Origin of the sequence: Calidithermus timidus DSM 17022 (genome assembly GCF_000373205.1) — a bacterium.
Lineage (GTDB): Bacteria > Deinococcota > Deinococci > Deinococcales > Thermaceae > Calidithermus > Calidithermus timidus.
This window is the reverse complement of record NZ_KB890703.1, coordinates 21,681-48,179: the sequence shown is the minus strand read 5'-3', so window position 1 is coordinate 48,179 and position 26,499 is coordinate 21,681. Positions and strand designations below refer to the sequence as shown.

At 63.1% G+C, this 26,499-nt stretch carries 25 protein-coding genes; 14 read left to right on the top strand and 11 right to left on the bottom strand.

Going from position 1 to position 26,499, the window contains the following annotated elements; all coding sequences use genetic code 11:
- Positions 1 to 66: 66 nt before the first annotated feature.
- Complete coding sequence (locus B047_RS0115850; protein ID WP_018467958.1) at positions 67 to 1,131, top strand: alpha/beta hydrolase; 1,065 nt, start codon at positions 67 to 69, stop codon at positions 1,129 to 1,131.
- A gap of 129 nt (positions 1,132 to 1,260) precedes the next feature.
- On the opposite strand, the gene B047_RS0115845 is transcribed toward B047_RS0115850, so the two are convergent.
- Together B047_RS0115845 and B047_RS0115840 are read right to left on the bottom strand one after the other, a co-directional pair.
- The gene (locus tag B047_RS0115845; protein WP_018467957.1) at positions 1,261 to 1,740 is read right to left on the bottom strand and encodes a phosphoribosyltransferase; all 480 of its coding nucleotides are present in this window, start codon (positions 1,738 to 1,740) and stop codon (positions 1,261 to 1,263) included.
- A gap of 37 nt (positions 1,741 to 1,777) precedes the next feature.
- A complete protein-coding gene (locus B047_RS0115840) occupies positions 1,778 to 3,004 on the bottom strand; it encodes an aspartate kinase (RefSeq protein ID WP_018467956.1) in 1,227 nt (408 codons plus the stop codon).
- Between the two features lie 131 nt (positions 3,005 to 3,135).
- Between B047_RS0115840 and B047_RS0115835 the strand changes: the two genes are divergently transcribed.
- The 7 genes from B047_RS0115835 (at position 3,136) to glpX (ending at position 9,365) form a co-directional block, all read left to right on the top strand.
- Positions 3,136 to 3,468: a cupin domain-containing protein gene (locus B047_RS0115835; protein WP_018467955.1), complete on the top strand. Its 333-nt coding sequence runs from the start codon at positions 3,136 to 3,138 to the stop codon at positions 3,466 to 3,468.
- Between the two features lie 21 nt (positions 3,469 to 3,489).
- Positions 3,490 to 4,260, top strand: coding sequence for an enoyl-CoA hydratase-related protein (locus B047_RS0115830; RefSeq protein WP_018467954.1), 771 nt, complete (start codon positions 3,490 to 3,492; stop codon positions 4,258 to 4,260).
- Positions 4,261 to 4,270: 10 nt separating this feature from the next.
- A complete protein-coding gene (ruvA, locus tag B047_RS0115825) occupies positions 4,271 to 4,852 on the top strand; it encodes a Holliday junction branch migration protein RuvA (protein ID WP_018467953.1) in 582 nt (193 codons plus the stop codon).
- Between the two features lie 467 nt (positions 4,853 to 5,319).
- The gene (locus B047_RS0115820; RefSeq protein ID WP_026234974.1) at positions 5,320 to 6,840 is read left to right on the top strand and encodes a glycine--tRNA ligase; all 1,521 of its coding nucleotides are present in this window, start codon (positions 5,320 to 5,322) and stop codon (positions 6,838 to 6,840) included.
- An 80-nt stretch (positions 6,841 to 6,920) separates the two neighbouring features.
- Positions 6,921 to 7,688 carry an imidazole glycerol phosphate synthase subunit HisF gene (gene hisF / locus B047_RS0115815; RefSeq protein ID WP_018467951.1) on the top strand — a complete coding sequence of 256 codons (768 nt, stop codon included), beginning with the start codon at positions 6,921 to 6,923 and terminating at the stop codon, positions 7,686 to 7,688.
- Positions 7,685 to 8,314 carry a bifunctional phosphoribosyl-AMP cyclohydrolase/phosphoribosyl-ATP diphosphatase HisIE gene (hisIE, locus tag B047_RS0115810; protein ID WP_018467950.1) on the top strand — a complete coding sequence of 210 codons (630 nt, stop codon included), beginning with the start codon at positions 7,685 to 7,687 and terminating at the stop codon, positions 8,312 to 8,314. The genes hisF and hisIE overlap by 4 nt, the downstream gene beginning before the upstream one ends.
- An 82-nt stretch (positions 8,315 to 8,396) precedes the next feature.
- Positions 8,397 to 9,365 carry a class II fructose-bisphosphatase gene (gene glpX / locus B047_RS0115805; protein ID WP_026234973.1) on the top strand — a complete coding sequence of 323 codons (969 nt, stop codon included), beginning with the start codon at positions 8,397 to 8,399 and terminating at the stop codon, positions 9,363 to 9,365.
- A gap of 158 nt (positions 9,366 to 9,523) precedes the next feature.
- Here glpX and B047_RS0115800 read toward each other — a convergent pair whose 3' ends face one another.
- From B047_RS0115800 to B047_RS0115790, 3 genes are all read right to left on the bottom strand, one after another.
- The gene (locus B047_RS0115800) at positions 9,524 to 9,964 is read right to left on the bottom strand and encodes a hypothetical protein (protein WP_018467948.1); all 441 of its coding nucleotides are present in this window, start codon (positions 9,962 to 9,964) and stop codon (positions 9,524 to 9,526) included.
- 133 nt (positions 9,965 to 10,097) lie between these two features.
- The gene (locus B047_RS0115795; RefSeq protein ID WP_018467947.1) at positions 10,098 to 10,442 is read right to left on the bottom strand and encodes a DUF3234 domain-containing protein; all 345 of its coding nucleotides are present in this window, start codon (positions 10,440 to 10,442) and stop codon (positions 10,098 to 10,100) included.
- 2 nt (positions 10,443 to 10,444) lie between these two features.
- Positions 10,445 to 11,443 (bottom strand): aspartate-semialdehyde dehydrogenase, encoded by a 999-nt coding sequence (locus tag B047_RS0115790; protein WP_026234972.1) that lies wholly within the window; start codon positions 11,441 to 11,443, stop codon positions 10,445 to 10,447.
- A gap of 533 nt (positions 11,444 to 11,976) precedes the next feature.
- Between B047_RS0115790 and B047_RS0115785 the strand changes: the two genes are divergently transcribed.
- Positions 11,977 to 12,417, top strand: a complete 441-nt coding sequence (locus B047_RS0115785; protein ID WP_157205973.1) for a YbbN family protein — start codon at positions 11,977 to 11,979, stop codon at positions 12,415 to 12,417.
- A 1,156-nt stretch (positions 12,418 to 13,573) separates the two neighbouring features.
- Positions 13,574 to 14,119, top strand: coding sequence for a helix-turn-helix transcriptional regulator (locus B047_RS18585; RefSeq protein ID WP_338025052.1), 546 nt, complete (start codon positions 13,574 to 13,576; stop codon positions 14,117 to 14,119).
- Positions 14,120 to 14,918: 799 nt separating this feature from the next.
- Here the strand turns inward: B047_RS18585 and B047_RS0115770 are convergent.
- The 3 genes from B047_RS0115770 to B047_RS0115760 form a co-directional block, all read right to left on the bottom strand.
- A complete protein-coding gene (locus B047_RS0115770) occupies positions 14,919 to 15,602 on the bottom strand; it encodes a hypothetical protein (RefSeq protein ID WP_018467942.1) in 684 nt (227 codons plus the stop codon).
- A gap of 69 nt (positions 15,603 to 15,671) precedes the next feature.
- A complete protein-coding gene (locus tag B047_RS0115765; protein ID WP_018467941.1) occupies positions 15,672 to 16,271 on the bottom strand; it encodes a helix-turn-helix transcriptional regulator in 600 nt (199 codons plus the stop codon).
- A gap of 43 nt (positions 16,272 to 16,314) precedes the next feature.
- On the bottom strand, positions 16,315 to 17,364 hold the full coding sequence (locus B047_RS0115760) for an Mrp/NBP35 family ATP-binding protein (protein ID WP_018467940.1): 1,050 nt from the start codon (positions 17,362 to 17,364) through the stop codon (positions 16,315 to 16,317).
- A gap of 453 nt (positions 17,365 to 17,817) precedes the next feature.
- On the opposite strand from B047_RS0115760, the gene B047_RS0115755 reads away from it, so the two are divergent.
- From B047_RS0115755 to B047_RS17070, 3 genes are read left to right on the top strand one after another with little or no spacing between them, the layout of a single operon-like run.
- The gene (locus B047_RS0115755) at positions 17,818 to 20,439 is read left to right on the top strand and encodes a valine--tRNA ligase (protein WP_018467939.1); all 2,622 of its coding nucleotides are present in this window, start codon (positions 17,818 to 17,820) and stop codon (positions 20,437 to 20,439) included.
- A gap of 14 nt (positions 20,440 to 20,453) precedes the next feature.
- Entirely contained in the window at positions 20,454 to 21,119 is a 666-nt protein-coding gene (locus B047_RS0115750; RefSeq protein ID WP_018467938.1) for an HD domain-containing protein, read from the top strand.
- 35 nt (positions 21,120 to 21,154) lie between these two features.
- Positions 21,155 to 21,649 carry a hypothetical protein gene (locus B047_RS17070; protein WP_018467937.1) on the top strand — a complete coding sequence of 165 codons (495 nt, stop codon included), beginning with the start codon at positions 21,155 to 21,157 and terminating at the stop codon, positions 21,647 to 21,649.
- A gap of 21 nt (positions 21,650 to 21,670) precedes the next feature.
- On the opposite strand, the gene B047_RS17365 is transcribed toward B047_RS17070, so the two are convergent.
- The 3 genes from B047_RS17365 to B047_RS0115730 form a co-directional block, all read right to left on the bottom strand.
- Complete coding sequence (locus B047_RS17365) at positions 21,671 to 22,576, bottom strand: FkbM family methyltransferase (RefSeq protein WP_084785028.1); 906 nt, start codon at positions 22,574 to 22,576, stop codon at positions 21,671 to 21,673.
- 150 nt (positions 22,577 to 22,726) lie between these two features.
- Positions 22,727 to 24,808: a single-stranded-DNA-specific exonuclease RecJ gene (locus tag B047_RS0115735; protein ID WP_018467935.1), complete on the bottom strand. Its 2,082-nt coding sequence runs from the start codon at positions 24,806 to 24,808 to the stop codon at positions 22,727 to 22,729.
- Positions 24,809 to 24,837: 29 nt separating this feature from the next.
- Positions 24,838 to 25,173: a LapA family protein gene (locus B047_RS0115730; protein WP_245533759.1), complete on the bottom strand. Its 336-nt coding sequence runs from the start codon at positions 25,171 to 25,173 to the stop codon at positions 24,838 to 24,840.
- Between the two features lie 8 nt (positions 25,174 to 25,181).
- On the opposite strand from B047_RS0115730, the gene B047_RS0115725 reads away from it, so the two are divergent.
- The gene (locus tag B047_RS0115725) at positions 25,182 to 26,468 is read left to right on the top strand and encodes a hypothetical protein (protein WP_018467933.1); all 1,287 of its coding nucleotides are present in this window, start codon (positions 25,182 to 25,184) and stop codon (positions 26,466 to 26,468) included.
- Positions 26,469 to 26,499 lie beyond the last annotated feature (31 nt).

The following is a 26,499-nucleotide window of genomic DNA, read 5'->3' as shown; positions in this document are numbered from 1 at the left end:
TAACAACTCTGTAACAGGGCTCCGGTAAGCTTTTGATTAAAGCCAATAGTGCAAAGGAGAGCACCCATGGGTTCCATTCCTACGCTCCTCGGCATCGAGTCCCGCATGGTCCAGACCCCCCGGCTCCACCAGCACGTCCTGCTGAGCGGCCCCGCCGACGGTATCCCGGTACTCTTGATCCACGGCAACGCCTCCTCCGCGACCTTCTGGGAAGAGAGCATGCTGGCCCTGCCGAAGGGTTATCGCGCCATCGCCCCCGACCTGCGCGGCTACGGCGACACCGAGGATAAGCTGATCGACGCTACCCGCGGCTGCATGGACTGGGTAGACGACCTGCTGAGTCTCATGAACGCCCTGGACATCCAGGAATTCCACGTCGCCGGGCACAGCCTGGGTGGGAGCGTGATCTGGGCCATGCTCGCCACCGCGCCCGAGCGGTTGCTGAGCGTGACGGTGTTTTGCCCCGGCTCCCCCTTCGGCTTCGGGGGTACCAAGGACCTGCAGGGCACCCCCTGCGCCCCCGACTTCGCCGGTTCGGGCGGGGGCATCGTCAACCCCGAGTTCGCCCGGCTGATGGGGGAAAAGTACCGAGGCACCGAACACCAGGCTTCGCCGCGCACGGTGATGAACAGCTTTTACTGGAAACCGCCCTTCCGGCACCCCCGCGAGGAGGAGTTGCTCTCGGGCCTGCTCTCCGAGCGGGTCGGGCCAAAGAGGTATCCTGGCGATTTCGAAGCCTCCCCCCACTGGCCGGGTGTGGCCCCCGGAAAATTCGGACCCGCCAACGCCATCTCGCCCAAGTACGTCGGCGACACGGTAGAGCGGATGCTGGCCGCCGAGGCCAAACCCCCCATCCTCTGGGTGCGCGGCTCCGACGACCAGATCGTGAGCGATTTCAGCCTCTTCAACCTGGGCACCTTGGGCAAGCTCGGCGTGGTCCCCGGCTGGCCGGGCGAGGAGGTACACCCGCCCCAGCCCATGGTGGGCCAGACCCGCTGGGTGCTCGAGCGCTACGCTGCTAATGGCGGCTCCTTCCGCGAGGAGGTCATCGCGGATACCGGGCACTCCCCGCACATGGAGAAGCCGGAGGTGGTGAACCCGCTATTTCACGCGCACCTGGAGGGTCGATAGCCGAACGCCCCACGCGAAACGCCTGTCTCCCTCCGCCTGCGAGGCAGGTTCTATCCCCCCAGCCCCCTTGCCAAAGGAGGTGGGGAAAAGGGCATCTTGCGTACGACGTAGGACGTACGGCTGGTGCCGTCAAGCCGACGCCGAGGACCACACCTGTGTGGGGTCCCACGGGTACACGATCCAACCGTCGGTCTCCTGGGCGAAGACATCCGGCCCGTCGCCGGGAAAGTGGCTGTGGCTGGGCTTGTAGTGCAGGGTACAGAGGGTGGGCTTGCCCCCGGCCTGGCGCACGCGCTCCCGCACCGCCACCGCCGTCTTGCCCGAGTCCCACACGTCATCGACGATCAGAATGCGCCTGCCTACCAACAGCGCGTCGCTGGGAAACTGCAAGAAAACGGGCTGCTCGAGGGTCTCCCCCACGTCGGTATAGAACATCACCGCCGCGGTGAGCACGTTGCGTAGGTCCAGGGCTTCGCTGATGAGGCAGGCCGGGACCATGCCGCCCCTGGTCACGCAGAGGATTGCGTCGTAATCGTCGCGGTCGAGCCTGGCCAGCAGCTTGGAAACCAAAGCGCTGATGTCGCCCCAGCTCAGGTAGTGCTTCTCCATGTTCCCTACGCTAACACAGCCAAAGGCAGGCCCTGGCTCAGGCGTTCACCGGCTTGTCCAACTCGAAGGCACTGTGGACCGCTCGCACCGCTGCTTCGGCGAATTGCAGCGGGATGATCACCGAAATCCTGACCTCGCTGGTGGCGATCATCTCGATGTTGGCTCCCACTCCGGCGATGGCACCGAACATGCGGGCCGGGATGCCGGGGGTCGAGGCCAGGGCCACCCCCACGATAGAAACCTTGGCCACGTCCCGACGCAGCCGGGCCTCACCACCGATTTCGGCCAGCACCGGCTCGAGGGCGTCCATGGCGTCGTCGGCGAAGTCCCGGCCCACCGTAAACGCCATCTGCTGGCGCGAGGCGTCGTGGCCGGGCACGCCCTGAATGATCATGTCCACCGCCACGCCCGCTCTGGCCAGGGCTTCAAAGACTCGGCCCGCGATGCCAGGGCGGTCGGGAATGCCCACCAAACCAATCTGCGCGATCTCATCATCCAAAGCCACCCCCGTGACCGGGCGTTCGAGTTCCATGCCGTCCTCCGTAACGATGGTTCCTGGGTTGTAGGAAAAGCTGCTGCGCACGTGGATTTTGACCCCGTAGCGCTTGCCGTAGTAGACCGCGCGGGGGTGCAGCACCCTGGCCCCGAGCGCGGCCATCTCGAGCATCTGGTCGTAGCCGATCTTATTGAGCTTCTGGGCTTCGGGGATGAGGTGGGGGTCGGTGGTGTAGACCCCCTCGGTATCGGTGAAGATCTCGCACTCGTGGGCCCCCAACGCCGCCGCGATGGCTACTGCCGTGGTGTCGGAGCCCCCGCGCCCCAAGGTGGTGAGCTCGCCATCCGGGGTGACGCCCATAAAACCGGCAATCACCGCCACCTCTCCCCGGTTCAGAGCCTCTTGGATCAGCCGGGGTTCGACCCTGAGGATGCGGGCGTCGCCGTAGCGCCCATCGGTGATGATGCCCACCTGGCTCTGGGTGAAGCCCCGCGCCGGGACGCCCATCGCGTTGAGCTGCATCGACAGCAGGGCCACCGATTGCTGCTCCCCGATGGTGGTGAGCATGTCCAGCTCCCGCTGGGGAGGCCGGGGATTGACCCGTCTGGCCAACGCGATCAGCTCGTCGGTCATGCGGCCCATGGCCGAGACCACCACCGCCAGGTGGTGGCCCTTCTCCCGGTAGTGCTGGATGCGCTGGGCCACCTTGTGGATGCGCTCGAGGTCACCCACGCTGGTACCGCCGTATTTCTGTACGACCAAGGCCATAATCCGGTGAATCCTATCATGTTTGGTACACCAAAACCAAGCGGGGCGAGGGGTATGCGCCGTGCCCACCGACGATCCGTCGGCTTCCCCGGATCGCCGGCATTCCCCCGGCAGGGGCTTATACTCGGGCCATGGACCTTTTCCCTGAGTGGTTCAAAGCGTTCAAGCATGTCACCCTCTGGCCTGGAATGGACATGCCCGTGCTCTCGGGACAGGGTGGGCAGATCGGCTTCGGACAGGTAAGCGAGGACACCGAGGTACCCGAGCACGCCCACGGCGGGCAGTGGGGGGTGGTGCTCGAGGGCCGCGTGGAGTTCGTCATCGGCGGTGAACGCAGGGTGTTTACCAAGGGCGACTACTACCACATCCCCGCCGGGGTGCCCCATAGCGCCCGGCTGGCCGCCGGGACCGCGTTCATCGACGTGTGGGAGGGCCAGCGCTTCGGCGAAGAGCGCATGAAGTAGGGGCGATGGGGAGACACTGCGATGAGCGTATTGCTATCCGAGCTCAAAGACGGGGTGCTGACCCTCACCCTCAACCGACCCGAGGCCATCAACGCCTTCAACACCGCCATGCTTCAGGGGCTGGCCCAGGCCATGCGCGAGGCCGCCGAGAACCAGGACGTACGCGTGGTGCTCATCCGGGGAGCCGGACGCGGCTTCTGCTCTGGACAGGATTTGCGCGAGTTCGAAGGCCAGACCATCTCCTACAAGGCCCACCTCAAGAACTACGCCGGGGCCATCGCGGGCATCGCCACGCTGGACAAGCCGGTGATCGCCGCCATCCACGGGGCCGCCGCCGGAGCCGGGCTCTCGCTGGCCCTGGCTTGCGACCTGCGGCTGGCCGCCTCCGACGCGGTGCTCACCACCGGTTTCAGCCGCATCGCCCTCATCCCCGACGCCGGGATGAACTACCACCTGCCGCGCATCGTAGGGCAGGCCAAAGCCTTCGAGCTCATGGCCCTCTCGCCTCGCCTAAACGCCGAGCAGGCCCTCGAGCTGGGCCTGGTGAACCGGGTCATCCCCGGCGAGCGCTTCGCCGAGGAAGTGGAAAAGCTGGCGCTCGAGCTGGCCCAGGGCCCCACCCGCACCTTCGGCCTCATCAAGCAGGCCCTGCGCAAGAGCGCGACCTCGAGCCTGGAGGAGATGCTCGAGGTCGAGGCCGAGTTGCAAGAGCTCGCAGGACAAAGCCAAGACCACAAGGAGGGCATAGCCGCCTTCTACGAAAAGCGTGCCCCACGTTTTATCGGACGATAGACGATTCGCCGTGATCCGCTACCTCAAAGGCACCGTCCTGCGCAAAACCCAAAACACCGCCGTGTTGCTGGTGGGGGGGGTAGGCTTTGAGGCGGGCTGCCCCACCTCGACCCTGGCCGAGCTCACCGAGGGGAAGGAAGCCGTTTTGCACACCAAGCTGGTGGTGCGTGAAGACGACCTCTCACTCTACGGCTTCGCCGATGAGCGCTCACTCGAGCTCTTCGAGCTGTTGCTGGGGGTCTCGGGCGTGGGGCCCAAGGTAGCGCTCAGCATGCTTTCCAGCCTCACCCCCTCGCTGCTGGCTCGAGCCCTGGCCGAGGGCGACCTGCGCCTGCTGACCGGAGCGCAGGGAGTGGGCCGAAAGCTGGCCGAGCGCATCGCCCTGGAGCTGCGCGGCAAGGTTCCGGCTCACCTGATGGGCGAGGGCGGGCCAATCCGGCAAAACCAGAGCGCGGAAGAAGCCGAGCTGGCCCTGGTCACGCTGGGCTTCCGCGAGAGCCAGGTGCGCGGCGTGGTGGCCGACATCGTGCAGAAAAACCCCGAGGCTTCTACCCAGGAGATCATCAAGCTGGCGCTCAAAGCCTTGCGCTAAGCGCCCCACGCAAGGCTTCGCGGCATAGCTGAGTTCGGTCGTCCCGATACGCTTCCCGCGGGAGCCCCAGGTGCGGGAAAATCAAGCGAAGGGCACCTGAGGAAATTGACGCCCCGGCACCGATGCCGCATCATAGAAGGGCGCTGTCCGCAGGAGTACCGTGGACATCCGCCCACAGCGAGTCGGGGACGGTGAGAGCTCGGCGGCAGGGGCCACGGGAAGGGCGGCGGAGATCAGCCGAAGGCAGAGGACCGATCCCCTTGCACCAGGGGGGCGAAGCCCGAAGCTCAGGCCAGCGCGATCGAGAGGGCTCGAGGGCAATCCCTCGGGAACTGGGGTGGAACCGCGAGTAGTGCAACTATTCGTCCCCAGGCATCATGCCGGGGGCGTTTTCTTTGGCTTCCCCGGCGGTCGGGTTAAATCCCCAAGCAGACCCTTGCGTTCTGCGCGACCGAAAGGAGCAAACCATGCCTGCTGAAACGATGGACGAACTGGTTTCCCTCTGCAAGCGCCGAGGCTTCATCTTCCAGGGCTCGGAGATTTACGGGGGCCTTCAGGGAACCTACGACTACGGCCCCTTAGGGGTCGAGCTCAAGAACAACCTCAAAGCCGCCTGGTGGAAGGCCAACGTCTACGAGCGCGACGACATGGAAGGCCTCGACGCCAGCATCCTGACCCACCGACTGGTGCTGCGCTACTCGGGCCACGAGGCCACCTTCGCCGACCCGCTCATCGACAACCGCATCTCTAAAAAGCGCTACCGCCTGGATCACCTGCTCAAAGAGCAAAAGCCCCAGGTGCTCGAGGCCATCGCGGAGGTGATGGGTCTGGGAGACTGGGACATGACCACCCTGGTGGCTGCCCTGATGGCGGATCCGGAGAAAGCCGCCGAAGCCATGACGTCCGCCAAGGTGATCGACCCCACCGACGGAGCCCCTGGCGACTGGACCCCGCCCCGGCCCTTCAACATGATGTTCCGCACCAACATCGGGCCGGTGGTCGATGAGGACTCGTACGGCTATCTGCGCCCCGAGACCGCGCAGGGCATCTTCATCAACTTCAAGAACGTGCTCGACTCCACCGCCCGTCGGCTGCCCTTCGGCATCGCCCAGATCGGCAAGGCTTTCCGCAACGAGATCACCCCGCGCAACTTCATCTTCCGGGTGCGGGAGTTCGAGCAGATGGAGATCGAGTTCTTCGTCAAGCCCGGCACCGACGAGGAGTGGCATCAGAGGTGGCTACAGACGAGGCTGCAGTGGTGGGAAGACCAGGGCATCCCGCGCCAGCAGATTCACGTGTTGGACGTGCCCAAAGCCGACTTAGCGCACTACTCCAAGCGCACCTTCGACCTCATGTACAACTTCCCCACCCTTGGCTTCGAGGAGATCGAGGGCATTGCCAACCGCAGCGATTACGACCTGGGCTCGCACACCAAGGCTCAGGGTGAGCTGGGCATCCAGACCAGGGTCATGGAGAACACCGACTCCACCGCCAAGCTGGCCGTGCAGGACCCCGATACCAAGGCCTGGTTCGTGCCCTACGTCATCGAGCCCTCGGCGGGGGTCGACCGGGGTGTGCTGGCCGTGCTCAGCGAGGCTTACACCAAAGAACAGCTCGATAACGGCGAGGAGCGCATCGTGCTCAAGCTCAAGCCCCACCTCGCACCCATCAAGGTCGCGGTGATCCCCCTGGCCAAGAACAAGGAGGAGATCACCTCCTACGCCAGGGGTCTCAAGGCCAGGTTGCAGGCCCTGGGCATGGGGCGGGTGCTCTACGAGGACACCGGCAATATCGGCAAGGCCTACCGCCGCCACGACGAGGTGGGTACCCCCTTCTGTGTGACCGTCGACTACGACACCATCGGCAAGAGCCACGACGGCAGCACGGCCCTCAAGGACACCGTGACCGTGCGCGACCGCGACACCATGCTGCAAGAGCGCGTCCACGTCAACGAGCTGGCGCAGTACCTGCTCGAGCGGCTACGGTGAGGGGTTTTCACTCGAGCCACCAGCCCTCCAAGGCTGACGGCCCTCCTATTTGGCTTGGTGAATATGCGTATACTTCGCTCATGTTGGCCAAGCGCATCATTCCCTGCTTGGACGTACACGCCGGGCGGGTGGTCAAGGGCATCAACTTCGTTAACCTACGCGACGCGGGCGACCCGGTGGAGTCGGCCAGGGCTTACAACCTAGCCGGGGCCGACGAGCTGGTGTTCCTCGACATCACCGCCACCCACGAGCAGCGCTCGATCATGCTCGATGTCGCGGCACGGGTAGCCGAGCAGGTGTTCATCCCCTTCACGGTAGGCGGGGGCATCAGAAGCCTCGAGGACGCCCGCCAGCTTTTGCTGGCCGGAGCCGACAAGGTCTCGGTCAACTCCTCGGCGGTCAAGCACCCCGAGCTGTTGCGCGAGCTCTCCGAGCACTTTGGTAACCAGGCGGTGGTGCTGGCCATCGACGCCCGCAAGCGCCCCGGCGGCTGGGAGGTCTACGTGGCCGGGGGGCGCATCCCCACCGGCCTCGACGCGGTGGAGTGGGCGGTGCGGGGGGCCGAGCTCGGCGCGGGGGAAATCCTCCTTACCAGCATGGACAAGGACGGCACCAAGGATGGCTACGACCTCGAGCTCACCCGCAGCGTCGCCGAGGCCGTGAGCATCCCGGTGATCGCCTCAGGGGGGGCAGGGCGCAAGGAGCACTTCGCCGAGGTACTCACCGAGGGCGGTGCCGACGCGGCGCTGGCGGCGAGCGTGTTCCACTTCGGGGAGATCGCCGTACAAGAGCTCAAAGGCTACCTCCAGCAGCGGGGTGTCCCCGTGAGAATCGAGGTCGTGGCGTGAATCTCGAGGCCGTGAAGTTCGACGAGAAGGGCTTGGTCCCGGTAATCGTCCAGGATGCGCACTCGGGCAAGGTGCTAACCCTGGCCTACGCCAACCGCGAAGCCCTGACCCAGACCCTGCTCACGGGCTATTCCACCTTCTTTAGCCGCAGCCGGGGCGAGTTGTGGGTCAAGGGGGCTACCTCGGGTAACCGCCAGAAGGTGCTCGAGGTGCTGCTCGATTGCGACCGCGACGCGGTAGTCTACCGGGTTGAACCCCAGGGCCCCGCCTGCCACACCGGGGCGGAGAGCTGTTTCCACAACCCCCTGACCGAGGCCGCCGAGCACCCACCGCTGGGAGAGGTGCTCGAGCAGGTCTACCGCACCATCCAGCAGCGCCTGCGCGAGTTGCCGGAGGGCTCTTACGTCGCCAGGATGCACCAAGAGGGCCTCGACCGCGTGCTCAAAAAGATCGGCGAGGAGGCTGGGGAGCTTATCATCGCCGCCAAGAACGCCAACGGTGAGGAGCTGAGCTGGGAAGCCGCCGACTTGCTGTTCCACCTGCTGTTTACCCTGGCCGAACTGGGCCTCTCGCCCGACGACCTGGCGCGGGTACTGTGGCAGCGCAATGTCGCCAAAGGCCGCTAGCTCCCCGCCCTCAGTCCCTTGGAAACGCTACCGGGCCCGCCGAAGCGCCAGGCTCTGGTAGGCTCAGGGCATGGACATCGTCATGGATATTGAACACCTGATGGTGCTCGAGGTGGTCCGCGTCACCGAGCAGGCTGCGCTCGCGGTGAGCCGTCTGGCGGGAATGGGCGACAAGGAAGCGGTGGACGCGGCCGGCACCGAGGCGATGCGCGAGGTGCTGAACGAGCTACCCATCTCCGGAACGGTGGTGATCGGGGAGGGGGAGATGGACGAGGCCCCCATGCTCTATATCGGTGAGAAGGTGGGCAAGGGTGGCCCCGAGGTGGATATCGCCGTAGACCCGGTGGAGGGCACCAACATCACGGCCAAGGGCCTCCCCAACGCCATCACCGTCATCGCCATCAGCGAGAAGGGCGGCCTGCTGCACGCCCCCGATATGTACATGGAAAAGCTGGTGGTGGGGCCCCCGGCGGCAGGTAAGGTCAACCTGGATTTCCCCGTGGAAGCCAACCTTCGCATCGTGGCCGATGCCCTCAGCCGTAAGGTCGAGGACCTGGTGGTGGTGGTGCTCGACCGCCCGCGCCACGAGAACCTCATTCGTGAAATCCGTCGAGCCGGGGCCAGGGTCAAGCTGATCACCGATGGGGACGTGGTGGCGGCGGTGGCCGTGGCCATCCGGGGCACCGGCGTTCACGTCATGATGGGCAGCGGCGGGGCCCCCGAGGGTGTGCTGGCCGCTGCGGCGCTGAAGTGCATGGGCGGTGAAATCCAGGGCCGCTTCAAACCTTCGAACGAGGCCGAACTCGAGCGCCTCAAAGCCATGGGTGGAGATCCCCATCGGATCTACCGCACCAGCGACCTAGCTCCCGGCAAGCAGATGGTCTTCGCCGCCACCGGCATCACCCACGGGGAATTGCTCGAGGGGGTGCGCTATTTCGGCGGCGGGGCTCGCACCCACTCCATCGTGATGGGCTACGCCACGCACGTGGTGCGCTTCATCGACAGCATTCACCTGCTCGAGAGCGGGGCGAGGGTGAACATTCGGGTCTGACCTGTGACGTTCGACCTCGCGGGAGTTCACCGCAAGAACCAGACGACCGAAGCCCCAGGAGTTCCCGCTCGTTTAGGGCCTCGAGGGTCATCGAGCTTGGCGCTGCGAAAAGCTGAACCCTCCGGTTCTCACCGGAGGGTTTCTTTGGTCCGACCCGCTCAGAAGCCGACGTTCACGCCGAAGGAGCCGCTGATGCCGAAGCCCGTGCTGCTGCCGAAGAAGACCATGGGGTGGGCTTCGATGAAGAAACCGATGCCCGGGAGGCCCAGGTTGAGCCAGGTACCCACCACGCCGCGCAGGCCAAGGTTGCCACTGCCCAGCATCGAGAGGGAGTTGCCATTTCCGAAGAACACCCCACCTCCGGCATAGAGATCGGTCAGGGGGATCTTGGCCAGCAAGTCGGCCCCGCCACCAAACACCAGGGCTCCGCCCGTTCCCACCGGGCCGCCCGAAACGTAGAGACGGCCATCGAGCAACAGGGGTACCAGGCCCAAGCGAATGCCCGCGCTCAGGCCAAAGGGGCCACCAACGCTGCCTTGCAGGCTCTGGGCAAAGGCCGGTGTCAGCAGAAGAACCAACAGCACGAAAAGTTTTTTCACACCATACCTCCTGAGTCAGAGTATATCGGCCATGGCGTGGTAAAGCCGCGGTTTGACCTTCGGTCGCGCTTCCCACCATTGCGCCTCACGCGGCGAGGCCAAACCCGCCGCAGTGGGTATGCGTGGGGACCGCTCAGGAAGCCTCGAGCCCTGCCCTCATGCGCTGTTGGACTTCCCGCAAAGCTCGGGCCCGATCGAGCAGTACTGCCTGGGGCCGACCCGGCTGGTAGCCCAGCACGAGCTGCCGGACACCCAGCAGGCCCAGGGCCACCAAAAAGGCTTCCTTGAGCACCAGGTCCTCCAGCCGCCCCACCTGCATCCCCCTCGAGGCCGGGCTCTGGCGCACGAAGGCTTCGGCCTCCTCCTGCGAGAGCCACAGCGGGGCCAGCTTCTGGCCTACCGACTCCATCACCAGGTGCTCGCCAGGAGCCTGGGGGTCTTCCAGAACGTACCAGGGGGCCTCGAGAATCGCGCGCATAGCTATCTTGCCACGGGCTCGAGCAGCAGCTCGGCGATCTGCACGGCGTTGAGCGCAGCCCCTTTGAGCAGCTGATCGCCTGCGATGAAGAAGTCCAGCCCGTTATCGAAAACCAGGCTCTTACGCAACCGCCCCACCTCGACGTTGAACTTGCCGGTGGCACTGTGGGGCAGCGGGTAACGCTTGTTGGCCGGGTCGTCCACCAGCTCCACGCCGGGGGCCTGAGCCAGCACCTCGCGGGCGGCCTCCGGGGTCACGGGCCGCTCGAACTCCACGGTCACGGCCTCGCTGTGCACCCGCAGGGTGGGCACGCGCACGGCGGTACACGAAACCCTCACCTCGTAGTCGCCCATGATCTTCTGGGTCTCCCACAGCACCTTCATCTCTTCCTTGGTGTAGCCATTGTCCTGGAAGCTATCGATGTGGGGGATGACGTTGAAGGGCAGGGGGTGGGCAAAAATTTGGTTGACGACCGGCTCGTTCTCGAGCCAAGCCCGCGTACCCTCCAGCAGCTCCTGCATCCCGCTGGCCCCGGCTCCCGAGCTCGACTGGTAGGTGCTCACGATCACCCGCTTGGCCTTGAAGGCTTTGTGCAGCGGGTAAAGCCCCATCAGCAGGATGGCGGTGGTGCAGTTGGGGTTGGCAATGAGGTTCTTGTGCCCCTTGATGGCGTGGGCGTTGACCTCGGGCACGATGAGGGGCACCCAGTCCTCGTAGCGCCAGGCCGAGGAGTTGTCGATGACGATGCTCTGCTTCGCCCAGATGGGGGCGTAGTGCTTGGAGAGGCTGCCGCCCGCGCTCGCGAGCACCACGTCTGCCGGCAGGGGGCCTTCGGGCAGGGCTTCGACGGTGTAGGATTTGCCCTGGAATTCCAAGCGCCTGCCCGCCGAGCGGGCCGAGGCGTACAACCTGAGCTCGGTCAGCGGGAAGTTTCGCCGCTCGAGCACCCGCAAAAGCTCCTGTCCAACTGCCCCTGTTGCTCCTACGATAGCGATTTTCACCCAGACCTCCTCACGTGCTAAACAAAAAACCTGCCTGGATAGGCAGGGGCAAGCGACGACTCGGAGGAGTCGCCGCCTAGGTAGTGGTGGTGCGAGCCAAGCTCACGCCAGCACCATAGCATCCCCGGCCCCGGCGATCAAGGGGTGTGTAGTCGGTCGTCTGCGCCTGTGGTTATACAGTTACGCACTGAGGACCTGCTGCATTCATTCAACATACCCAAGGACCTATCGCTGTTGACCCCAGACCCGAGCCCTTCACGAATTGATTAAAACGATGCAAATCCAGAATAGTCATTACCTAGGGATGAACCCAAGGTTGTGGGCTTGTGAAGAACCTACGCTCTAAGCGTGAGTTTGCACCCTTTCTCGATGGGTGCCTTCGCTTCTACCATGGGCCTATGCTTTTGCGAGGGTTCCTATTTGTGATTCTTGGAGGCTGGGGTTTGGCCCAGAGTGTCCCGCTAGGGTATGGGCTCGAAGAGGGTACCCGAATCCTCGTGTTCACCGCCCCCGAGTGTACAGTTTGTGAATCTTTGGCCACAATGAAGGGCTTTCCCCTAACTTTTGTCGGCCGAATCGAAAACCTTCCTTTTCACCCCTATTTGCACGACCGAGGCGACCTCCTAGCCCGTGCGCTGCGGATTCAATCCGCTCCCACGCTGGTGGTTTTAAAGGATGGTTGGGAGGTCAAGCGGCTTACCGGGAAGATCAATCCCTCCGCGAAGGCCCTTGCCTTGCTCGTCGATGCCGCCGAGGCGGGACTACTCAGCCCGGCGTATACCTTGGCAGTATCCCTAGGACAGATCGCGCCCGCACCCTACCAGGACTTCTCTGGCCTGTTGGTCTTCGGTTACGAGCAGTGCCGCTGGTGTGATCTCGAGAAAGAGAGCCGGCCATACTTTGTCAGCAGTCAGTCAGCCTACGGATCATTTATAGCGAAGGGAGGTGGCCGGAAGCCTGCAAAGGTGAGCTGAACACCAAACTCTTCAGCAGGTTTGGCGTACCCGGTACACCAACCCACGTGTACCTCCGGCAAGGCCGAATTGTGTGGATCGATGTGGGCTATCGCAGCGACCTAGAGCAGGTTGTCCAGGCGCTGAAAGCAATAGAGGTGAGGCGATGAAAGGTATTGCGGTTGTGTTTTTCCTTCTGACCATATCCTTGGTCAGCGGCCTTGCCCAGGCCCAAGAAACAGGGAGCTACTGGCAGGAGCCTGCAGATGGCTCGGGTAATCAAATCCAGCGCATTGACGATGGAGATGGGCCTGGAGGTGGGGGTGGTGGAAGCAGTGGCGGAGGTAGTGGAACATGCAGTAACTACACCACTGCTGGAACATGCCCTAAACTTATTTGCGAACCATCGGTAGGTTGCCAGCTTCCCGGAGGATGTGGAATCGGTGTTAGTTGTACAGTAAGGTACGTGCCTGGTACCATATACCACTACTGTCATAGAAGCAGCGTGGTGCTTGCGTATGTGAGAGCGATCGCAGTCCAAATTAGCCTCATCGCTTCGAGACTCGAGATATGACAGCCCCTCAGAAAGATGCATACAATGTGGTGGATGCCATGTTTGACTTCTCTTTTAGGAAGCTCCTACTGACAAAGATAGTCAACAAGCAGACAGTGAAATTGATTTATCTCTTTGTGATAGCAATAATATTCATAACTCAAATAAATAGTCTTATGCAACAAAGTAAGCACGCTGATCCGATGTCTTTTTTCACTGCCCACTTACCAATCTGGTTTCTAGTGATCATGCTTAACATCTTGCTAGTCCGGCTGGCGCTAGAGCTAATTCTTTTGATCGTTTCTTCATTGTCTCATAGTAATCCTGAATAACTGCCTATCTCTTGGGCTTTTGTCGTGTATATTACAGCGTCGTAGAGACACCTGTACCCATCCCACCCTACCCTCCCCTGCTAGGGGAGAGTAGGTGGAGTTTGGCGATGGAAGCTTGGCCCGCAAACTGGTTATCGAACACCACCCCCGTCAGACTATAGCCCTTCTTCCGGATGGCCTCGACTACCTGCTACATCGCTTCACCAATCGCGACTTAACTACGGTTCTTCTTTATGAAAAACTTTTCAGGAGTTGGTCAATCTCTTGATTAAAACGATGTAAATCCTGAATAATGTACGCAAGTCGGGGTAATAGCATGGTCTTCTCTGGAAATGAAACCTTGCGTCTTCATGGTCAAGCCCTTTGTGCTTCTCTACAGCGCGACTCTGACGTCCACCTAGTACTGGACGCACCTTGGGGTTACGCCCTCCTCACACTTGCCAGTTTGCCCCGTCCAGTGGTGGTAGTCACGGGCGTCGGCTCAGCTTCCTACCTCCGTGATTTGTTGGAACTCGAGCCTGAGGGACTTCTGGCCCGCCCAGCAGGACCACAGGACGTTCTCAACGCCCTTGCACGGGTTGCCAGGGGGGAGTGCTTCTACGAAGGTCCATTAGTGGACGACGGCCTTCAACCCTGCGAACGAGCAGTTCTTCGCGAGGTCGCCTTCGGCATGGAAAATAGCGAGATTGCTAAGAAGCTGCATATCAGCCCTCGAACCGTCGAAAACCGGCTCGTGGCCCTTAGGGAAAAGCTGGGGCTTCGCAACCGCGTTGAGCTGGCCCTCTATTACCTGGGGATGAACCCAAGGTTGTGGGTTTGTAGAGAACCTACGCTCTAAGCGTGAGTTTTCACCCTTTCTCGATGGGCACCTTCGCTTCTACCATGGGCCCATGCTTTTGCGAGGGTTCCTATTTGTGATTCTTGGAGGCTGGGGTTTGGCCCAGAGTGTCCCATTAGGGTATGGGCTCGAAGAGTATTTGTGAGAACATCTGTAGCGGGGGTAACTGATGCGTTTCGTGCGGCATCTGCCAGACTTGGCTGTACTGGCTTCATTAGCCCTGGTCCCTTTGATGGCCCATTGGGTATTTCCCAATCGGGGGGGTTTCTGATAAGTCCCTTGTTCTTTTTGGCTTGCCTTTGCTGTTCGGATCGCTTTTAGCAGTCCGTCCGGTAACCTGGCTCGTGACCTCCGTGTGGACCTAGCTTATTTTATTGCTCGCCATCGCTTGGGCAGCAATAACCCTCAGGCAACTATCCACAGCCGATCTGTCCCTGGCGCTGCCTCTATGTGGGCTGGGTTTTGCCGTTGGGCTGGTATGTGGGAAGTACTATAAATCAGTATATTAGACGGTGTCTAGTGATGCTGATTTGGACGGATAGAAGACGGCGAAGCCCGCTGACCTTCTTCCTCTATTTCTCTGGTGAAGAAGCCAGGAGGAGGGTTTTGCGGTACAGGTGGTTACGGCGGAGCAGGAAGTTCTATCACAGTTTGAGGAGAGCTGGAAAGGGCGGCAGGTGGTGGAGGAACGTGCAGAAACATACAATATTTGTCGCCTATCTAGTTTTAGGCTTCCTTCCAAACCCACATAAGTCTAGGTTTTCGTCAAGTACTACAGTGTAAGTCTCCATCCGCATGTTCAGGGCTTGTTAAAGAGGTCGGGGCTGAAGGTGGGGTTGATCTGATAATCCCTGTAAAGCAAGTCGGCGTAGGGAAAGCCCTCGCGGAATTCCAGGGCCTGCACGGGCACGGTGATCCCGTCCACGACCTGGGTTTTCTCGAAAGTGACGACATTCTGCTTGGGGGTGAAATAGCCCGCAAGGGTGCCATCGTCGAAGAACATGAAGCCCTGCAAGACGCCTTTGGTCTTGGTCAGGACCTGGTGGTAGCGCCGGTTCTTGTACATCACGTTTGTCACGTAGCTGGCCTCGTCGCGTTCCTTGCCAAAGCGCAGCCCCGGCCACTCGCCATACAGCAGGTCCCACATGAAGTTCCCCGGCTGGGTGACGTAGATCCCCTCCTCCACCTTGTCGCCGCGCTTGGTGAAGCTGCGCTCCTTGCTGTTGACCCGCACCGCTCCGTCGATCTCGACACGGCTGCGCAGGCCCACGAAGTCGAGGTAAACCTTCAGCACGCTCGCCTTTTCGGTGAAGGGCGGCTTGTACTCGAGGGTATAGCTCAGGCTTTTGAGGTTCCTTAGCGCCTCACCACCATTGGCCTTGAGGCCGAGCTCGAGCCAGTAAGCGGGATCCTTATTGACCTTTTCCTGGGCCAGGCCCAGCAGGGCTCCCATCGCCAGCACCACCAGCAGCAGCCGTTTCATGTGGAGGATTCTCCCATACCCGCAAGGAGAACACATGAGGCGAATGCGCTTCGTCGCGAAGCCTACCCATCAACCAATGCGATAGCGACAACAGCGCCCGCCCGACGCGATGCGCTCTTCCCGTACCACCGGCAGGCCCAGGAGCTGCTGGTAGAGTTCCTGCTCGGTTTGACAAAACTCGTAGTACTCGGTGGAGAGGGCCAGTTTTGGGCAGCGGTTTTGCTCGAGGTACCAGTAGCCATCCTGCTGGTAGCACCTGGCCTGATAGCCCTGTTCGGTGAGGTATTCCGCCAGGCGGCAGAGCTTCTCCCTCAGCGGCAAGCCTTCCAGCATGGGACCAAGGCGGGCCACCAGATCGGCGTTGCGCGAGGAGAGCACCCGGAGCAGCGCGCCCCTGCCGAAGAGGTCGTCGATGTGCTCGAGCAACTCGCTGCACAGCCGGACATACGGGGTCTGCTCGTCCACGGCGCTGAACACCTGGCGAGGACGGCCCCGACCCGCGCACTTCTCCTCCCGGCCCCTGACCAGCCCTTCACGGCTGAGGTCCTCGAGGTGACGGTGCACCGCCACCTTGCTGATGCCCATGCGCTCGGAGAGCTCGGCGACGGTAGCTGGGGATTGCCGCAGGTGCTCGAGAATTCTCAGCTTGGTGTCGCCCAGGCCTATCATCGCTCCTCCCCTTCCCAAAGCCACGACCGCATCTTCAGTCCCATCACGCCATGGGCAGGAGCATGTAGCTTTGTACCGACAGCTGTCCAGCCAGCGCCCGGGCCACCCCGCGCAGGGCCTGGGCTTCGGGGCTATGGGGAGCCGAGAGCACCACCGGAATCCCGGCGTCGCTGGCCTCACGCACGGCTACGGCGATGGGGATCTCACCCAGGAAAGCCGTCTTGTAGGCCTCGGCCATCCTGCGCCCACCCCCCTGGCCAAAGATGTGGATCCGCTCTCCCCCCTGCTCGAAGTAGGACATGTTCTCGATCACGCCCAGCAGTGGCACCTGCACCCGCTTGAACATGTCCGCCGCGCGCTCGGCGTCGATGCGGGCCACGTCCTGTGGCGTGGTCACGATCACCCCGCCCGAGACCTTGGTCAGCTGAGCCAGCGAGAGCTGCACGTCGCCGGTGCCCGGGGGCATGTCCACGATCAGGTAATCGAGCTCGCCCCAGGCTACCTCGTGCAGGAATTGCCTGAGGGTGCCGTGCAGGATGGGGCCACGCCACACCATGGCCTGCCCCGGTGGAACGATGTTGGCGATGGTGACGAGCTTGATGCCATAACGCTCGAGCGGCACGATGCGCTTTTGCTCGTCCACCATGAGCTTCTGGGTCTGCGTGCCGAACATCTGGGCCTGCGAGGGGCCATAGATGTCGGCGTCGAGCAGCCCTACCGCGGCTCCCTCCTGCGCCAAGGCCACCGCCAGGTTGGCGGCTACCGTGCTCTTGCCTACCCCGCCCTTGCCCGAGGCAATCGCCACCACGTGCTTGATGCCCGGCAGGGGCAGGTTCTGCGGGGCGCGCACGCTCGCACCGAAGTGCAGCTCGAGCTCATCCACGCCGATGCGGGCCAGAGCGGCCCGCACCTCGGTCTCAATCTGGCCCTTGAGCGGGCAGGCGGGTGTGGTCAGGTTGATCCTGACCCCTACCCTGTTCCCCTCGACCACCACCTTCTCGACCATCCCGAGGCTGACCAAGTCCTTGTGCAGCTCGGGATCATTTACAGTTCTCAGAGCCTCGAGCACCGAGGCTTCACTCACGCCACTCATCCTTCTAAGGATAGTGAGCAAAGGGACAACCGAAGGCGGGAAAGCTCACATTAGCCTCGATCCCACGCCACAGCCCCCTGGCTCATAGCCGAGGGGCTTCTGACGCTCCCCGGCCACACAAAGCCTCGTGTATACTTGAACCAGACGTTGACCGGGAGGAGTAGGTTTCCCCCGCACTCCCCAGAGAGGACCGCTCATCGGCTGGAAGGCGGTCTGGAGAAGGGAGGCCGAAGGTCGCCCGCGAGTCAGCAGGAAGAACGGCTTAGCGCCCAGTAGAGCCTGCCGGGAGTGCCCGTCACAGCACATCCGAGTGCCTGGCTGTGTGGCCGGGAAGCGCGGTGGTACCGCGGGGATTTTCCTCGTCCGTGCAGAAAGCTTGCATGGGCGTTTTTTGTTTGGCGGCCTAACCTACCGCCACCGCTCCACGCCCATCAAAGACTTTAAGGAGCGACTATGAGTCAAGCCACCAAGGAACTGCCCAAGGCATACGACCCCCAAGCCGTGGAGCCCCGCTGGGCCGAGGAGTGGGCCCAAAACCCCTTGCGGCCCGAGCTCAACGCGGGCAAGGGCAAAGGGCCCTTCACCATCGTGATCCCCCCGCCCAACGTGACCGGCAACCTGCACCTGGGACACGCGCTCGACAACACCATCATCGACACCCTCATCCGCTTCAAGCGCATGCAGGGCTACGAGGCGCTCTACCTCCCCGGCACCGACCACGCCGGCATCACCACCCAGGTGCTCGTCGAGCGCGAGCTGGCCAAGGAGGGCAAAAGCCGCCACGACCTGGGCCGGGAGAAGTTTTTGGAGAGGGTGTGGGACTTCAAGGAGAAGAACGGCGGCACCATCCTCTACCAGCTCCGCCGCATCGGGGCGAGCTGCGACTGGAGCCGCGAGCGCTTCACCATGGACTCTGGCCTCTCCCGCGCGGTGCGGCGCAGCTTCGTAGAGTACTACCACCAGGGCCTGGCCTACCGCGGCAAGCGCATCGTCAACTGGGATCCGGTGGCCCAGACGGTGCTCTCTGACCTCGAGGTCGACCGCGAGGAGCGTCAGAGCCAGCTCTGGGTGCTCGAGTACCCCTTCGAGGACGGCGAGGGAGGTATTCAGATCGCCACCCAGCGCCCCGAGACCATCTTTGCCGACGTGGCGGTGGCGGTGCACCCCGAAGACGAGCGCTACAAAGGCCTGGTGGGCCGTCGGGTGCGCATCCCCCTCACCGACCGCTTCATCCCGATCATCGCCGACGAAGCCGTAGAGCGTGGGTTCGGTACTGGCGCGCTCAAGATCACCCCGGCCCACGACCCCGCTGACTTCGAGATCGGCCTGCGGCACGGTCTCGAGATGCCCAGCGTCATCGACCTAAATGCGCGGCTGACGGGCGAGCTGGTACCCGAGGAGTTCCGCGGCCTCGACCGCTTCGAGGCCCGCGAAAAGGTGGCCCGGCGGCTCGAGGAGGAGGGCTACCTCAAGGGCGTAGAGACCCACACCGTGCAGCTTCCCCTCTCCGAACGCACCAAGGAGCCCATCGAACCGATGCTGCTTGAGCAGTGGTTCGTGCGCATGAAGCCGGTGGCCCAGAAGGTGCTCGAGGGGCTCGAGCGCGGCGAGATGCGCCTGGTTCCCGAGCGCTGGGAGAAGGTCAACCGCGACTGGCTGGAGAACATCCGCGACTGGGCCATCGGGCGGCAGATCTGGTGGGGTCACCAGATCCCGGCCTGGTACGACGAGGAGGGCAATATCTACGTGCCTGACCCCGAAAACCCCGATCTCGACTGCGACCAAGACCCCCGCTACGCAGGGCTCAAGCTCCGGCGCGATCCCGACGTGTTCGACACCTGGTTCTCCTCGGCGCTGTGGCCCTTTTCCACCCTGGGTTGGCCTGACGAGACCCCCGACCTCAAAAAGTTCTACCCCACCGACGTGCTGGTGACGGGCTACGACATCCTCTTCTTCTGGGTGGCCCGCATGCAGATGTCGGGCTATCAGTTCACCGGCAAAGCCCCCTTCCACACCATCGTGCTCCACGGCCTCTACCTCGACGCCAAAGGCCAGAAGATGTCGAAGAGCAAGGGCAACGGCATCGACCCGCTCGAGCTCATCGACAAGTACGGAGCCGACGCCTGCCGCTTCGCCTGGGACTACCTGGCCACCGGCGGACAGGACATCCGCCACGACGAGCGGCGCTACGAGCAGGGGCGTAACTTTGCCAACAAGCTCTACAACGCAGCGCGCTTCGTGCTGATGAACAAGAGCTCCATAGGTCAGACGCAAAGCGCAAAACACGAAAAGCTGACGCTGGCCGACCGCTGGATGAGCTCTCGCCTCAACCGTGGCATCGCTGAGATCACCGAAGCGTACGAGGCCTACGACCTAGGACGCGCGGCCCGCCTGATCTACGAGTTGGTGTGGAGCGAGTTCTGCGACTGGTACCTCGAAGCGGCCAAGCCCGCGTTGCGCGAGGGCAACCAGGCGACGATGAAGACCCTCGAGACCACCCTCGCCACGCTGCTCAAGCTGCTGCACCCCATCATGCCCTTCATCACCTCCGAGCTGTACGAGGCGCTGACCGGCGATCCCAAGCAGCTTGCCCTGCAGGAGTGGCCCACCCCCGGCGGGCGCGACCTCGAGGCCGAGCGGGCCTTCGAGACCCTGCAGCAGAGCATCACCGCGACCCGCAACCTGCGCTCAGAGCTGGGCATAGCGCCCCAACAGGAGATCCGGGTGCACCTGGACGGGCCTGGAGCCAGCTTGGTGATGGAAAATCTGCCCCTGTTCCGCTTTTTGAGCAAGGCCGAAGCCACGCTCGGAACCCCTGATAAAGCCATCGCCCAGGCAACCTCGGCCACAACGGTGTACCTGCGCCCCGAAGGCGACCTCGAGGGCTTCCTCGAGCGCCAGAAAAAGCGGCTTGCCGAGCTGGAAAGGCTGGTAGCCCAGGCCGAAGCCAAGCTCGCCAACCCAGGCTTCGTAGAGCGGGCCAAGCCCGAGGTGGTCGAGGCCGAGCGCGAACGGCTGGCTGAACACAAAGCCCAGCTCGAGCGCATCCGGACCAACCTCGAGCGGTTGGGCTAGCGGAAAAAGGATTCGTGGCGCTTTTTATCCTCGGCAACAGCGGGCGTAAGCGCCTCATCCGGCGCTGGAACGCTCTCATGCACACCCTGAAGGCCCCGGAAGAGATTCACTTCGACCTGCTCAACGACCTGCTGCGGCGCTACGGCGAGCCCCACCGCAGCTATCACAACCTCTCCCATATCGAGTCGCTGCTCAGCCTGCTCGAGCCCCATCCCGTAGCCGAGCAGGCCGCGCTGGAGCTGGCGGTGTGGTTTCACGACGCCGTCTACGACACCACACGCGGCGACAACGAGGAAAAAAGCGCCGAAGTGGCCTGGCGCGCGCTCGAGCCCCTCGACGCCGAACTGGCCCGTCGGGTCGGCGATATGGTGCTGGCCACCAAAGCCCACCTCTCCGACGATCCCACCACCCAGTTGCTCCTCGACGCCGACCTGAGCATCCTGGGGTCTGAGGGCAGGGTGTACCAGAGGTACAGCCGCGCCATCCGCCAGGAATATGCCTGGATGCCGCCAGAGGCTTACCAGGCTGGGCGTCTGAGGGTGCTTCGCTCCTTCCTCTCTCGCCCCAAAATCTACGTCACCCAGGTGTTCCGTGGGCTCGAGGCAGCAGCCAGAGCCAATCTCCGAGGCGAGGCCGAGTGGCTGGAGCGGATACAGCCAGGGCAACTTAATCCCCCCTAACCCCGCGTTCATGAAGCGCCAATAAGGTGAGATCTATGAGGAAATTTCTGGCCATCCCTGCTATGGCAGCGCTGATCAGCGGCTGCGGCATCATCGAAGTGCGGCCCGTGCCCCCCACGATCAGCAACCTAGAAACCCAAGCCACCTTCTGCACCGACCGCGACACCATCGTAGACTTCCGCTTCGATGCCAAGGGCCTGATCACCAAGCTCGAAGTATGGGTCACGGAGCCCGGCGTCAGCGATCCCAGCGCCGATCCGGCCAACAAAGCCGGTGAACTCGATGCCTTCGATCTCTTCTCAAACGGGCCGAAGTTGGTGGGGTTCATCGCGCTCGACACCAACGGGGACAACAAGGTGCAGCGCAAGGGGCAGGCTTTACCCGCCATCGTGGTCACGCCCACCGAAAAGCAGGTGTGGATAAGGGGTTATAACCTCGACCAGACCAACGGCTTCGTGAAAGCGAGCAGCACCATGCTTCCCAGCACTGCCAGCGACTGCGACCCCATCTTCCCCTACGGCCAACCCTGAAGCCCGCCAACTCAAAGCGGATCAGAGCGGGAGCAAGATGTAAGCGGTGCTCTCCCACCAGGGCTCGAGCAGCGCAACCAAGGCGGAGTCCCCGAGCTTCGCCCTTGGTTGCACGGAGGGGGAAGGCTGCTTGCTGGCATAGATCAGGGTACTGGCTTCATAAACCACGGCCTCATTGACGCGCAGACCGTAGGCCTCGAGCAAAGCCGCCGCCTCGGCCTTCTTGCGGCGCACGGTCTGCGGGTTGGGGTCGTAGATTTCGCAGATCACGGCTACGTTGGGATGCCGGGCCAGGGTGCGCTGCATGCCGTGTAGCACCTGGAGCTCCACACCCTCGGCGTCGATCTTGATCAGGTCGGGGGTCAGGTCGTGGCGCTCAAAATAATCGTCGAGCGAAACCATCTCCACCTCGAGGGCCTCCCCCGAAGCCCGCTCCCGCAACAGCGAGTGGATGCCGCAATCGCTGCCCAGGAAAAGCTCGGCCCGCCCTGAGCGGTCGCTCACCGCCATCTGGCATAGCGTCACGTTGCGATGGCCGTTGGCCTCGAGGTTGCGCCGAATGCGCTCACAGTTGTTGGGCTCAGGCTCAAAGGCGATCACCCGGCCCCGTGGCCCCACCGCCCGCGCTGCTGCCAGGGTGTAGAAGCCCACGTTGGCCCCAACGTCCACCACAGTCTGGCCGGGCCTGATCATGGCACAAAACAGCTCGAATGCCTCCTTCTCGTGCGTCCCTACGGCGATGCTGAGTTGGGTGCGGTCGTCGAGGTTGAGCCACATCCTCTGGCCGTGCACCCTCACCCAGGTCTCGCCCTTAGGCAAAAACGCGTTGTAAATGCGCCACATCCAGCGTCCCAGGGCGGTCTTTCCAATGCCGGTCGGCCCGAGCAAAGTTGAAGCGATCCGGGCAATTCCAATCGATACACGCATACACAGCACCTCCGTCGAGTTATCCGGCTGAACTAGGGTTCTCAGGAGCAACCATCGATAGAGAAATATTGGGCTTAATTATAGGTATAGGGTGTGCGGGCCAGCCATGGGTCAAGTTCCACAAAATGGCTTATATTCAGGTTCACCAACTTACGAAGTGCAAGTCAGCGGTTTTGTAAGATCCCACCACGCTTCCAGGGCATCGGCGAGCAATTGGGGGTGGCCATACTGGTAAGCAAAAATCAGATTTTTAGCCAATCCCTCCAGGCCGTAAGCCTGGGCCTCCCGACGCAGGGCCTCCAAGGCTTTCTCGCTTAGGGCTAAGCGAACCCCCTGGTGCACGGAGCTCGCTCCGTCCCGAAGGGGATCGTCCTGTTGGTGCACAGCCATAGGCTGTCCCGATAGGGGATCGTCCTGTTGGTGCACAGCCATAGGCTGTCCCGATAGGGGATCGTCCACCTCCATCCGCACAGGCTCTGCGGGCAGGGCAAACCAGTAGACAGCCTGCGCGGCACTCACCACCGGAACACCCCGATCGACAAACCACCAAGCCCCCTCTGCGCCGACAAAAACGGGGGCTTTGCTTTGCAACACTTCCTGGAGGGCGAGCCTGAAGGGCCGGGGCCGAATCCAGCTTCGAGCCTGTCCCGCCTCGCGGTAGGCCACGGCGCGCAGCTCGAGGCTACGCTCTCCGTTCCAGTCGTTGTGGGTCAGGCTGGCGGCAAGTTCGATCTCTCCGGTGGGCAGACGTTCGCCGTTGTCCTTCCACTTGACCACCCGCAAACCGCCCAGGCGAAACGACAGGTGCTTGCCGCCCTCGCCCATGGTGCGCACGCTCTCGGGCTTGCCGCTGAACAAGAACAACGGCTCAGGGTTACCCTCACCGTAGGGCTCGAGCAGCTGCAAAGCGGCGTAGAGAGCCTCCAGGTCTTCCCCCTCCAACACCCCGTCGAGCTCGATCAGTGGCTGGGGCGGAGGAAACTGGGAGGCGTAGGCATAGATGGCCTCGCGGAAGGCCGGGATGTGCCCTTCGGCGATGGCAAATCCGGCGGCCTGGGCGTGACCGCCGTAGCGCTCGAGGTGGGAAGCGGCAAAGCGCAGCGCCCCGACCGCGCTGATGCCGGGGGTGCTGCGCACGCTACCCTTGCCCCCGGCGATGATGAACACCGGCTTGTAGAAGGCCTCGAGCACCCGGCTGGCCACGATGCCCATCACGCCGGGATGGCCGCTGGCGTCTTCGATGACCAGCGCAGGGGCATCGGGGTCGAGGGTGGGCCAGATACGCTGCAGCATCTCCTCCTCGATGCGCTGGCGTCGGGCGTTGAGCAGGGAGAGGGCATCTGCGAGGGGCCGGGCTTGCAGGGGATCACGGGTAGTGAGCAATTCCAGGGCCAGCTCGGCCTGCCCTAAGCGACTGGCGGCGTTGATGCGGGGAGCGATGCGGAAAGCCACCTCGCTGGCGCTGTAGCTCTTGCAGTGCTCAGCAGCCAGGGCGGCCAGCCCCGGGTGCTGGCTGTGACGAAGCTGCTCGAGGCCCCGCCGCACCAGCGCCCGGTTGAAGCCCCGCAAGGGGGCCACGTCGGCGATGGTGCCGATGCAGGCCAGGTCGGCATACTCGATGGGAGCGGGCTTGCCCAGCATCTCGTAGATCTTCCACAGCAACAAGAAGGCCACACCCGAACCGGTGGGGTGGGGCTGGCCCTCGAGTTCCGGGGTGAGCATGGGGTGGACGAGGATGCCCGGAGGGTGGACCTGCCCCGGGCTGTGGTGGTCGGTGACCAGCACCGAGACCCCGTTCTCGGTGAGCTCGCGCAGCTCGGCATGGTTGGAAATACCGCAATCTACGGTGATAAACAGGTCGCAGGCTTCGATGTGTTCGGGGATGCGGTCCATCAGCACGCCGTAGCCCTCCTCGAGCCGGTGGGGCACGAAGGCGTGGATGTCGGCCCCCAGTCTACCCAGCCCCAGCAACAGTACCGCCGTACCGGTGAGGCCGTCGGCGTCGTAGTCGCCGTGGATACGGATGCGCTCGCCGCGCTCGAGGGCCTGCAGCACGCGCCTGGCAGCTTCCTCCAGGCCCCGCAAGGGTAGCAAGGTGAGGGGAGGATCGAGGTCTTGGGGGGTGCGAAAGCCCCGGTTGTAGCAGATGGCCGCCGCCAAGGGCGGAATGCCCAGCTTCAGCAGGGGCTCGAGCTCGGAGCGTATGGGCCAGGGGCGAAACTTCCAGATCATGGCAAGGAGCTCTTCGGGTTCTGCCGCCTTCAAGGCTGCTGGTCAGGGCTGGGGGCCGCGGGGGCTTCCTGAGCCTGTGGGCGCTTGAGGGCCTCGAGCTCGTTGCGCGCCTGGCGCAGCTCGCGCCCCTGGCGGCCCAGGGTGCGGCGCAGTCCTATCCACCAGGCCAGGGCGTACAAAGCCATCACCAGCACCCCCAGAGCAAAAGAACCCGCCAGCAGGATCCCCACGTGCACCGGCCCCCAGGGCGTACCCAGCAACAGCTCGGGCTGGTAGGTGTATAGCCCCCAGCTCACCACCGCGACGGCCAGGGCGATGAGGAAGGCCAGCCAGTTGAGGACGATCATGGGGATAGTCTTACACATCTCCTAAGATGTCTCTACTCGGCTACGGCGTTGACACCTTTGTCTTCTGGCTCTCCTGGGGGGACTCCTACGATCTCCCAGCATCGTTTCAGGCCGCTCTCGACGCTGCTCTGTCCAATTTTCGCGAGCATGGGGAGGGCCGTTTTCTCGGAATTAACGAGTATCTGCCTCTGTGGAATCCACTGGGGGATGCCTCTCGCGGCGATTATCAGGTTTGCGAGGTTCAGCCCGGCCGCAAATTCCGCTGGCGTCTGATGTTCCAGGGGGGGATGCTGTCTGTTTCTCTTGCTCATCCGCGCCCCACTGTCCGGCGTACCGGACAGGTGCAAGCCTATGTCGAAATTTCGGGTCGCTACATGATGGCTGCTGCCCGTGATGTAGACGCTGTTGTTGCCATGATTGTCCAGGAGTTGTCGGCGCTGGTCGGCGCTCAGCCCGAGCGGGTCCAGGTGTCGCGCGTCGACCTCTTTGCTGACATCCTGGCGCCTGCTCCGCTAGGTCTGGATGATCTGGGCCGCTTCGTTAGCCGCGCTCGCTCCCGCTCCATCTGGTCCAGCCCTGCGGGCGCGCAAGCGCCCCAGGGCGGCCCCCTTATGGGTAACACGGGGGCCGCTATGCACGAGACACCCGCCTATGAAGTCCATCCCGTAGAAATTCACTATCGGGGGCCGTCCTGGTCTGGTTTCCGGTTCGGGGCAGGTGACCTCTTGGCTCGCGTGTACTCCAAAAGTCTCCAGGCTCGTACTGACTATGGCGCTAAGCTCCTGCTGGAGTCTTACGGCAATCCCGAGGGGCACGTTATCCGCGTTGAGTATCAGGTGCGGGCTGACGCCCTTGCGACAATGGATATTGGCGTTGGCCGTGATCTGCGTGACTGGGACATCCTCCGCGGCGCGCTGGGCTCGCTCTGGGCCTATCTCTCGCGTGAGTGGCTGACTCTGCGTGAGTCGCATGGCGACGCAGCTGTGCGCAATCGCGGGCTTGATCCGTTGTGGCTTCACGTGATCGCTGCGTTTGATGCCGGCTCTGCGGGCTCTGTGTCCCGTTCAGTGCGTGCGCCACTGGCTGACGCGGCTCGTTTGCTCACGCAAGCGGTCGGCTGCGTAATTTCTGCCGCGGCATCTCTGGGGCTGTACCACTCGGCTCCAGCTCCGGCGCTGCTGCTGGCGTGGCTGAGACGTGTTCGTTATTTGCTCGGGCTGGATCCCTCGCGTATCGCGGCGCTCTCTACCGACGAGTTCAGCGCTCGCTATCTCTCTGCTCTGGGGCGCTATGGGGGAGTCGCTTCTACGTAGGCAACTACGGCTAAGCCGTTTGCATGGAGGA

Excerpts from the sequence above, each read along its gene's own strand:
- B047_RS0115850 (WP_018467958.1), top strand. The coding sequence starts at position 67 with ATGGGTTCCATTCCTACGCTCCTCGGCATCGAGTCCCGCATGGTCCAG.
- B047_RS0115845 (WP_018467957.1), bottom strand. The coding sequence starts at position 1,740 with ATGGAGAAGCACTACCTGAGCTGGGGCGACATCAGCGCTTTGGTTTCC.
- B047_RS0115840 (WP_018467956.1), bottom strand. The coding sequence starts at position 3,004 with ATGGCCTTGGTCGTACAGAAATACGGCGGTACCAGCGTGGGTGACCTC.
- B047_RS0115835 (WP_018467955.1), top strand. The coding sequence starts at position 3,136 with ATGGACCTTTTCCCTGAGTGGTTCAAAGCGTTCAAGCATGTCACCCTC.
- B047_RS0115830 (WP_018467954.1), top strand. The coding sequence starts at position 3,490 with ATGAGCGTATTGCTATCCGAGCTCAAAGACGGGGTGCTGACCCTCACC.
- B047_RS0115820 (WP_026234974.1), top strand. The coding sequence starts at position 5,320 with ATGCCTGCTGAAACGATGGACGAACTGGTTTCCCTCTGCAAGCGCCGA.
- hisF (WP_018467951.1), top strand. The coding sequence starts at position 6,921 with ATGTTGGCCAAGCGCATCATTCCCTGCTTGGACGTACACGCCGGGCGG.
- glpX (WP_026234973.1), top strand. The coding sequence starts at position 8,397 with ATGGATATTGAACACCTGATGGTGCTCGAGGTGGTCCGCGTCACCGAG.
- B047_RS0115795 (WP_018467947.1), bottom strand. The coding sequence starts at position 10,442 with ATGCGCGCGATTCTCGAGGCCCCCTGGTACGTTCTGGAAGACCCCCAG.
- B047_RS18585 (WP_338025052.1), top strand. The coding sequence starts at position 13,574 with ATGTACGCAAGTCGGGGTAATAGCATGGTCTTCTCTGGAAATGAAACC.
- B047_RS0115770 (WP_018467942.1), bottom strand. The coding sequence starts at position 15,602 with ATGAAACGGCTGCTGCTGGTGGTGCTGGCGATGGGAGCCCTGCTGGGC.
- B047_RS0115765 (WP_018467941.1), bottom strand. The coding sequence starts at position 16,271 with ATGATAGGCCTGGGCGACACCAAGCTGAGAATTCTCGAGCACCTGCGG.
- B047_RS0115760 (WP_018467940.1), bottom strand. The coding sequence starts at position 17,364 with ATGAGTGGCGTGAGTGAAGCCTCGGTGCTCGAGGCTCTGAGAACTGTA.
- B047_RS0115755 (WP_018467939.1), top strand. The coding sequence starts at position 17,818 with ATGAGTCAAGCCACCAAGGAACTGCCCAAGGCATACGACCCCCAAGCC.
- B047_RS17070 (WP_018467937.1), top strand. The coding sequence starts at position 21,155 with ATGAGGAAATTTCTGGCCATCCCTGCTATGGCAGCGCTGATCAGCGGC.
- B047_RS17365 (WP_084785028.1), bottom strand. The coding sequence starts at position 22,576 with ATGCGTGTATCGATTGGAATTGCCCGGATCGCTTCAACTTTGCTCGGG.
- B047_RS0115735 (WP_018467935.1), bottom strand. The coding sequence starts at position 24,808 with ATGATCTGGAAGTTTCGCCCCTGGCCCATACGCTCCGAGCTCGAGCCC.
- B047_RS0115730 (WP_245533759.1), bottom strand. The coding sequence starts at position 25,173 with ATGTGTAAGACTATCCCCATGATCGTCCTCAACTGGCTGGCCTTCCTC.
- B047_RS0115725 (WP_018467933.1), top strand. The coding sequence starts at position 25,182 with ATGTCTCTACTCGGCTACGGCGTTGACACCTTTGTCTTCTGGCTCTCC.